Source organism: Tateyamaria sp. (assembly GCF_059783535.1).
The window spans coordinates 67,243-74,460 of record NZ_JBYNDP010000006.1 but is presented as its reverse complement, the minus strand read 5'-3'; the positions used below and the strand labels follow the sequence as shown (position 1 = coordinate 74,460).

Below are 7,218 nucleotides of genomic sequence, written 5' to 3'. Positions count from 1 at the left end.
ACCAGCCCCAGATCAACCGCCTGCGCAGCAGTGAAAATCTTGAAGGCCGACCCCAGCTCGTACACCCCCTGCACAGACCGGTTGAACAGCGGGCTGTCCGACTGGTCCCCTTTGGTTGCCGGTCGCGGCCGGTTGTTGGGATCAAATGTCGGCAACGACACGACCGAGATCACCTCGCCTGTCTTCACATCCATCAGCACGGATGTGGCGCCCTTGGCGTTCATCAACCGCATACCGCCATACAGGACACGCTCGGCGGCGGCCTGAATGGTCAGATCCAGCGACAGCTGCAGCGGCTTCTGGCCGTTTGCCGGATCGCGCAGATAATCATCAAACTGCTTCTCAACACCCGCAACGCCGATGACCTCCGCGGCGCTCACACCTTCCTTGCCAAAGCTGGCCCCACCCAGAACATGGGCGGCAAGGGTTCCATTCGGATAAAGACGCATATCGCGCGGACCAAACAGCAGACCGGGATCACCGATCTCATGCACAAGCTGCATCTGCTCGGGGCTGATTTTCTTGCGAATCCACAGGAACTTACGCTTGCCGGTGAAATCCTTCAGCAGCTCCTCTTCTTTCAGATCGGGAAAAATCTCGGCCAACTGCTTGGCCGCCGCTGCCGGGTCCACCATCTGCGGCGGCTGGGCATAAAGCGCATGGGTCTCGAAATTCGTGGCCAGCAAACGGCCCTGACGGTCAACGATATCCGCGCGGGCCGCCGAAATCGCAGCGCCCTGAGCACTCGCGCGGGGCTCAACCGGCTCCGATGTGGCGAGCATTCCCATTCGCACAGCTACCGTCATGAAGGCGCAGAAAAAGAACAGGCCCAACACCAGCAAACGCCCTTCGGCACGCTGGCGCGAGCGGTCGCGCATTTCCTCGTGACGGGCACGCAGGTTTTCACGTTCGATGGCTTCGGTGCTTTCACCGGCAGCGCGGGCGGGCAGAATACGGGCCAATGGGCGCAAAGGGGTGCGGGTCATGGCTGCTCTCCATCGCTGGGCAACTCACCGAACACTTCAACCGCATTGTCGATGACAAGCTGTGGCGGCGCGGGATAGGCCACCTCGTCCACATGGCCAAACTGGTCAGGGCGGAACGGCAACAGGCCCAACCGGTCAAAGTTGATGTCAGCCAGATCGCGCAACCGGTCCGGGCGGTTCAGATAGGCCCACTCCGCCTTGAGAACGGCCAGCCGCGAATGCGCCATGCGAATGTCACGATGCAGTCGGTCCGTCTTCGACAGCGCTTCCTGCGTCGCGTAATTCTCGCGATAGGCCCAGAAGGCAAGGCCGATCACGGCCAATGTCGTCAAAATATACAAAACCGTGCGCATCAGATGGCCCCCCTGACCTGCGGCATACCAATACTCTTAGCGTCAATCTCTCCGGGAGGCGCGTCCGTACGCACCGCCACCCGCAGCTTGGCCGACCGGCTGCGCGGGTTCATCTCCAACTCGTCCTTGTCGGGTCCAATGGCCTTGCGAGTCTTCAATTCGAACTGAGCCGGTGCAGCCTCCACCTCGGGCGCGTAACGATTGGGGTTGGACTGCCGCCCACCCCGTGCCGTCATGAAACGTTTGACCATCCGGTCCTCGACCGAATGGAAGGTCACAACGGCCAGCTTCCCACCGGGCTTCAACGCCCGCTCAGCCGCCATAAGCCCCTGATACAGCTCATCGTATTCGTTGTTCACAGCAATGCGCAGCGCCTGAAAGCTACGGGTCGCGGGGTGTGACTGACCGGGTTTTGGACGTGGCAAGCATTTCTCAATCACGCCCACCAACTCCAGCGTCGTAGTGATAGGTCGTGCCGTGATGATGGCCCGCGCAATCCGACGGGACGCACGCTCTTCGCCGTACTGAAACAGGATGTCCGCCAGCACGCCCTCATCGGCTTCATTGACAATATCAGCGGCAGACGGCCCGTCCTGCGACATGCGCATATCGAGCGGCCCGTCCTGCATGAAGGAAAAACCACGCTCAGCACGGTCCAACTGCATAGACGACACGCCCAGGTCGAGGACAACTCCGTCCAGACCCTGCCCGTATTCATCCAACCTGGAAAACACGCCGGGTTGCATCACGATCCGCTCGCCATAGGCTTCCACCCACTCACCGGCCAATTCAAAGGCCAAGGGATCACGATCCACCGCAATCACCTGCTCAGCCCCGGCCTCCAGCAAGGCGCGCGTATAGCCGCCCGCACCAAAGGTGCCATCAAGCCATGTGCCATGAATGGGCGCGCATTCCCGCAGGATCGCGTCGATCAGAACCGGAATATGTGGCCCCCCAGCCATTCCTTACTCCATATCCCCGTCTAGATAGGCTGACGGGTCCAGATCAGGATCGAAGCCTTCGTCATCCAGCGCCGCGATACTTTCGTCATAGGCATCGGGCTGCCAGATCTCGAACGTGTCGCCCGAGGATACAAAGCGCGCCATGCCATCCAGCCCGATCTTCTCGCGCAACTTGGCAGGCAAAACGATGCGGCCGGTATCATCCACAACTGCCTCGATGGATTGCGCGCTATACAGACGCTCCATCGCCTTCCGCTTGGCTGAACCGCGCGGGAATTTCGAAATCTTCTCGTCTACTTCGTCCATGGCCTCGACCGTGAAGCCCTCAAGGTAATCACGCGTCGCGCCGCCGTAGACAATGATGATGCGGGGTGGGAGGCCTTCGGTCCAGTCGGGGTCACAGGCTTCGATCACACGACGAAACGAGGCCGGGATAGACACCCGCCCCTTTGCGTCCACCTTGTGGTCGCTTTCGCCTCTGAACCTTCGTGCCACTGTGTTGGCCCGTCCCTATTTCGTTTCCGCGCCCCAGCGCTTCAAATTCATTCCCCAGTCAACTGCGCCCTCTTTTCGGGGCCCTTGATTTTGCGTCGCCCCTCTGGGACGAAAATGAAACGGCGGGTTGATCTGCTGCCACTGATCAACCCGCCGCCCTCGTCCCGCCTCGCGGGATGTCCAGCTGCGCGCGCCACCTGGGGGGATGTCTGCTCGCTCGCGCGCCGGATCTCTGGTCTGATGAAAGCGAGGTGCCTGTATGAAACCTGCTAGAGTTTTGTTTTTTGCTTGGGGTCGTTTTGTGCCCCGTGCTCGTTCTCATCTGATGTGATTAGGTATGACGTGGGAAAACATGGTACGCAATGGTTTTTTACGACACCAAGGCAGAGCTACTCTTCTATATATATGGGAAAACAGAGCAATACAGCTTAAAATCGGCAGAGATTTACGTACATAATGTTACGCAAATAAACAAAAACACAACATATAGATATCCGCCAATCAGCATTATGCCTCCCACAAATTCCCAAAAAACTTTTGCTGCAGACACGCCAAATAGCCATGTTTGCATTTTGTTCTAACAACAAACTGCATAGGAAAACGAATTTGATTCGAATCACACCACTTTTGGCGCTAATTGACCATGAATTCCCATGATCATGGCGCTGTACCCGGCTACTGCCCATGAAATCCCTTGCGCGACCTCGTACAACACGGCAACACGCTGCTGACATCCGAAACAGGAGCACACATGTCCGACGCTGTTCGCATCTTTACCCATGCCTTCACCATGGTTTTCCATGATCTGGGCGCCACGCTGCGCGCCACCTATGTGGGCGTCGGCCTTGTCGCGCTGTCGGTCGTCCTCTTTCTGATGTTGGCGCCAAACATGTTCGGTACAATGATGCTCGCGAACGAAACAGACACGCTCAGCCCGGATGCATACTCCAAGGCAGGGTCCGCCGTTCTGGCAGTCCTTGTCATGGCCGTGGGCTACATCATGATGGTTGCTGCATGGCACCGCTATGTCCTTCTGCCAGAAGGGCAACGCGATGGCGGCTTCACACCAGGTGCGGGCGTCGTGCTGGGCTATTTTGGGCGCAGCCTGCTGCTGGGCATCATCGTTGGCATCGCAGCCATCCCTCTCTTTGTGCCCTTGGGCGTTGTCGCCTCGGCGGGAAATGAGATTTTGACAAACCTGGTGGCGATCCCGCTCTTCGCCATTCTAGGCTGGGTATTGTTGCGGCTCAGCCTGATCCTGCCAGCCTGCACGATCGGGAAAGACATGAAGTTGACCGAAAGCTGGGCCGCGTCTCGCCCGCTCTCGGGTGCGATCATCGGGCTGACTATCATCCTTGGCGTGGTGGACTTTGTACTAAACCTCGCGATCAGCGTTCTTCCCGCGCCCTACATCCTTGGCGTGGTCAGCGTGATCACCTCGGTCCTGTTCGCGCTGGTCAGCGCAAGCATCCTGACAACTCTATACGGTATCGCGGTCGAAGGGCGCGAGATCTGAACCTCCCGGCTCAGGCCATCCCACCCTTGATCAACCCTTCGGCAATGCGCGCATAGGCCTGGGCCATTGGGCTGTCGCCAACGGCCACAGGTGTTCCCCCATCGCCGGCCAGCCGGGTTTCAAGATCAATCGGCAGCGCACCAAGTAGCGGAATACCCAGCTTCTGCGCCTCAGCAGTGACACCGCCTTGACCAAAAATCTGATGCTCCGAACCACAATCTGGGCATACAAACATCGACATGTTCTCGATCAGGCCCAGCACGGGCGTTTTCAGCGTCGCAAACATGTCCAGCGCCTTGCGCGCATCGATCAACGCCACATCCTGCGGTGTCGATACAACAATCGCACCTGAAAGTTCGGATTTCGTACACAGTGTCAGCTGCACGTCACCGGTGCCCGGCGGCAAGTCAACAAGCAAAACATCCAACTCGCCCCATTCCACCTGACCCAGCATTTGCTGCAATGCGCCCATCAGCATGGGACCGCGCCACACCACGGCCTTGCCCTCTTCCATCATGAACCCGATGGACATCAGCGTCACACCATGAGCGTGCAGAGGTATAATAGTCTTACCATCGGGCGAGGCTGGGCGCTTGTTCACCCCCATCATGCGGGGCTGGGATGGACCATATATATCTGCATCAAGCAGCCCGACTTTGCGACCTTGTCTGGCGAGCGCTACGGCAAGGTTCGACGATACGGTGGACTTGCCCACGCCGCCCTTGCCCGACCCAATGGCAAGAATGCGTTTCACGCCGGTGGGCTTCGTGGGGCCGTCCTGCGGCTTGGGATGCCCCCCAATCTTCAGACTGGGCGGCGCAGGTTTCTTGGCCGGACCATGCGCCGTCAGGGCGACACGCACCTCACCTACAGCCTCCAGCGCCCGCACCGCCGCTTCGGCGGCCGCTCGAACGGGCTCCATCTTGGCCGCCAGCTCAGGTGTCGGCGCCTCAATCACAAACTGCACGGCATCGCCCTGCACCTGTACCGCTCGAATCAAATCCCGGCTGACCAGGTCACCTCCATCCGGCATCCCCACGCGCACCAGCGCGTCCATAACATTTTGTTTCGTGACAGCCATGCTCGATTTCCCCGCTTTATGGTGAAAGAAATGGCATAATTTTCGCGTCTTACAAGAGCTTGAAAACGGCACTGACCGAAACGCTGCATCCTTGTGCACGTTGCTCAGGCTTTGGACCAAAACCCCATGCAATTGCTGCATAGCAGCATTGAATTGGTGTGCATTGTGCACTCGCAGCATTGGCTTATATTCAGGTCAACGAAATGAGCATGAGGCAAAGAACATGGCCTATTACAATGATGTAGCACAGCGCAGCGACCTCGTGGAACGTGTCCTCGGCACGGTTGCCCGCGTGTTTGAAGCCGCTGCAGAGCGTCGCGCAAAACAGCGCATCTTCCGCACTACGTTCACCGAGTTGAACGCATTGTCCAACCGCGAACTGGCCGATCTGGGCCTTCACCGGTCTGAGCTGAAGCGTGTTGCTTGGGAATCCGCGAACGACCTCGCAGCGTAACACAGAAACACAAGGATCAGATCGCCCCCTCCTCCTCCCTGGGGCATCTGAAATTGGCGGCGGCGCCCTCCTCCTCCCTGGCGTCGCCGCACTTTAACACCGCAATACGTCGCACTTTCGGTCCTCCTCCTCCCTGACCGACGCGATGTTGCAAGAGCGGCGGCATTCACCTCCTCCCGAATGTCGTCGCACGAACACCGCACCAGATGGTGCAGAGATTGCCAGCCCGGTCCTCCTCCTCCCTGACCGGATGGCATGACGAAGGCGGCGGCCCCCTCCTCCCTGGGGACCGCCGCTTTTTTTTAAGAATTCTCCCGAAATACTCACCGGCGTGTCACAAGCGCTCAGCCTGCTTCGTCATACATATGACAACAGCAAGGACATGATTGCATGCTGCGGATTCTCTGGGTTATCGGGGGCTACTACGTGGTCTCGAGCGTCTTCATGTGGACGCAACCTCAGGCCTGGTACGCCAACACACCCGGTGTTGCCGGGATGGGGCCTTTTAACCTTCACTTCATTCGCGACATTGCGCTCGCATTTGGGGTCGCTGGCCTTGCCATTTTACATGCCGCCAGAACGCAGAGCCGCGCCGTATTGCTCGTGGGTCTGGGTTGGCCAACGCTGCACGCGCTCTTTCACCTCGCAATTTGGGCCAACCGCGGCTTTGCCTTTGACGCGATCGCCCTCGTCAACCTGTTGGGCATCCAGCTTCCGGTCTGGACAAGCCTTGCAATCGCTTTCTCAATACAACCCAAGGAGCAAACTTCATGATCCGCGCATTTCTTCATTCCGGTGCCCGCCGCTTTGGCAAGCAGTTCAACTACAACACGCAGTACATGCACGACCTGATCGACATCGACCCGCGCGCAGGGTTGCGCATGACCATGTTCCAGAAAGTCAGCGCCTATGCCGGCCCAAAATCCGCGCATCACGTCCGGATGGGGGCCATGGTCGGCTCAGCGGTCGAGGGCGATTGCGGCCCTTGCGCCCAACTGACAGTGGACATGGCCCTGGCCTACGGGGCTCGTGCAGCCGATATCCAGGCTAGTCTGAACGGCGCACCAGAGGCAGCAGGTGATTTCGGCCTCGGCTACCAGTTCGCATGGGCCGCCATCCGGGGCGATGACACGCTGGATGCACTGCGCGCGCGCATCGAAACCGCCCATGGCCCGCGCGCCGTCGTGGCCGCCTCCTTCGCAGCCGCCTTCTCACGCACCTACCCCGTCCTCAAACGCGGCATGGGTCACGGCAAACTGTGCCAGCGGCTGGATGTGAACGGCACGTCCATCACGCTCACCCAACCGGCCGCTGCATGACGTGGACCGATCAATTCGAAGCACAGCGGCCGATGCTTACGGCCCTGTGCTA

9 protein-coding genes are annotated in these 7,218 nt (G+C 59.2%); 4 read left to right on the top strand and 5 right to left on the bottom strand.

Annotated features, from left to right (window positions below; genetic code table 11):
- The 4 genes from AC6RA8_RS02665 to mraZ form a co-directional block, all read right to left on the bottom strand.
- Nucleotides 1-986: penicillin-binding transpeptidase domain-containing protein (locus AC6RA8_RS02665; RefSeq protein WP_500350579.1), on the bottom strand; the 986-nt coding region annotated here is incomplete at its 3' end.
- Nucleotides 983-1,339, bottom strand: a complete 357-nt coding sequence (ftsL, locus tag AC6RA8_RS02660) for a cell division protein FtsL (RefSeq protein ID WP_500350578.1) — start codon at nt 1,337-1,339, stop codon at nt 983-985. The genes ftsL and AC6RA8_RS02665, both read right to left, overlap by 4 nt.
- Nucleotides 1,339-2,301 carry a 16S rRNA (cytosine(1402)-N(4))-methyltransferase RsmH gene (gene rsmH, locus AC6RA8_RS02655; RefSeq protein WP_500350577.1) on the bottom strand — a complete coding sequence of 321 codons (963 nt, stop codon included), beginning with the start codon at nt 2,299-2,301 and terminating at the stop codon, nt 1,339-1,341. The genes ftsL and rsmH overlap by 1 nt, the downstream gene beginning before the upstream one ends.
- Before the next feature lie 3 nt (nt 2,302-2,304).
- Nucleotides 2,305-2,796, bottom strand: a complete 492-nt coding sequence (mraZ, locus tag AC6RA8_RS02650; protein WP_500350576.1) for a division/cell wall cluster transcriptional repressor MraZ — start codon at nt 2,794-2,796, stop codon at nt 2,305-2,307.
- A gap of 751 nt (nt 2,797-3,547) precedes the next feature.
- Here mraZ and AC6RA8_RS02645 point away from each other — a divergent pair.
- The gene (locus AC6RA8_RS02645) at nt 3,548-4,312 is read left to right on the top strand and encodes a hypothetical protein (protein ID WP_500350575.1); all 765 of its coding nucleotides are present in this window, start codon (nt 3,548-3,550) and stop codon (nt 4,310-4,312) included.
- Nucleotides 4,313-4,322: 10 nt separating this feature from the next.
- On the opposite strand, the gene AC6RA8_RS02640 is transcribed toward AC6RA8_RS02645, so the two are convergent.
- Nucleotides 4,323-5,393, bottom strand: a complete 1,071-nt coding sequence (locus tag AC6RA8_RS02640) for an Mrp/NBP35 family ATP-binding protein (protein ID WP_500350574.1) — start codon at nt 5,391-5,393, stop codon at nt 4,323-4,325.
- Nucleotides 5,394-5,616: 223 nt separating this feature from the next.
- On the opposite strand from AC6RA8_RS02640, the gene AC6RA8_RS02635 reads away from it, so the two are divergent.
- The 3 genes from AC6RA8_RS02635 (at nt 5,617) to AC6RA8_RS02625 (ending at nt 7,166) form a co-directional block, all read left to right on the top strand.
- A complete protein-coding gene (locus tag AC6RA8_RS02635; RefSeq protein ID WP_500350573.1) occupies nt 5,617-5,847 on the top strand; it encodes a DUF1127 domain-containing protein in 231 nt (76 codons plus the stop codon).
- A gap of 390 nt (nt 5,848-6,237) precedes the next feature.
- Entirely contained in the window at nt 6,238-6,621 is a 384-nt protein-coding gene (locus tag AC6RA8_RS02630; RefSeq protein ID WP_500350572.1) for a hypothetical protein, read from the top strand.
- Nucleotides 6,618-7,166 carry a hypothetical protein gene (locus AC6RA8_RS02625; RefSeq protein WP_500350571.1) on the top strand — a complete coding sequence of 183 codons (549 nt, stop codon included), beginning with the start codon at nt 6,618-6,620 and terminating at the stop codon, nt 7,164-7,166. Before AC6RA8_RS02630 ends, AC6RA8_RS02625 begins: the two co-directional genes overlap by 4 nt.
- Nucleotides 7,167-7,218 lie beyond the last annotated feature (52 nt).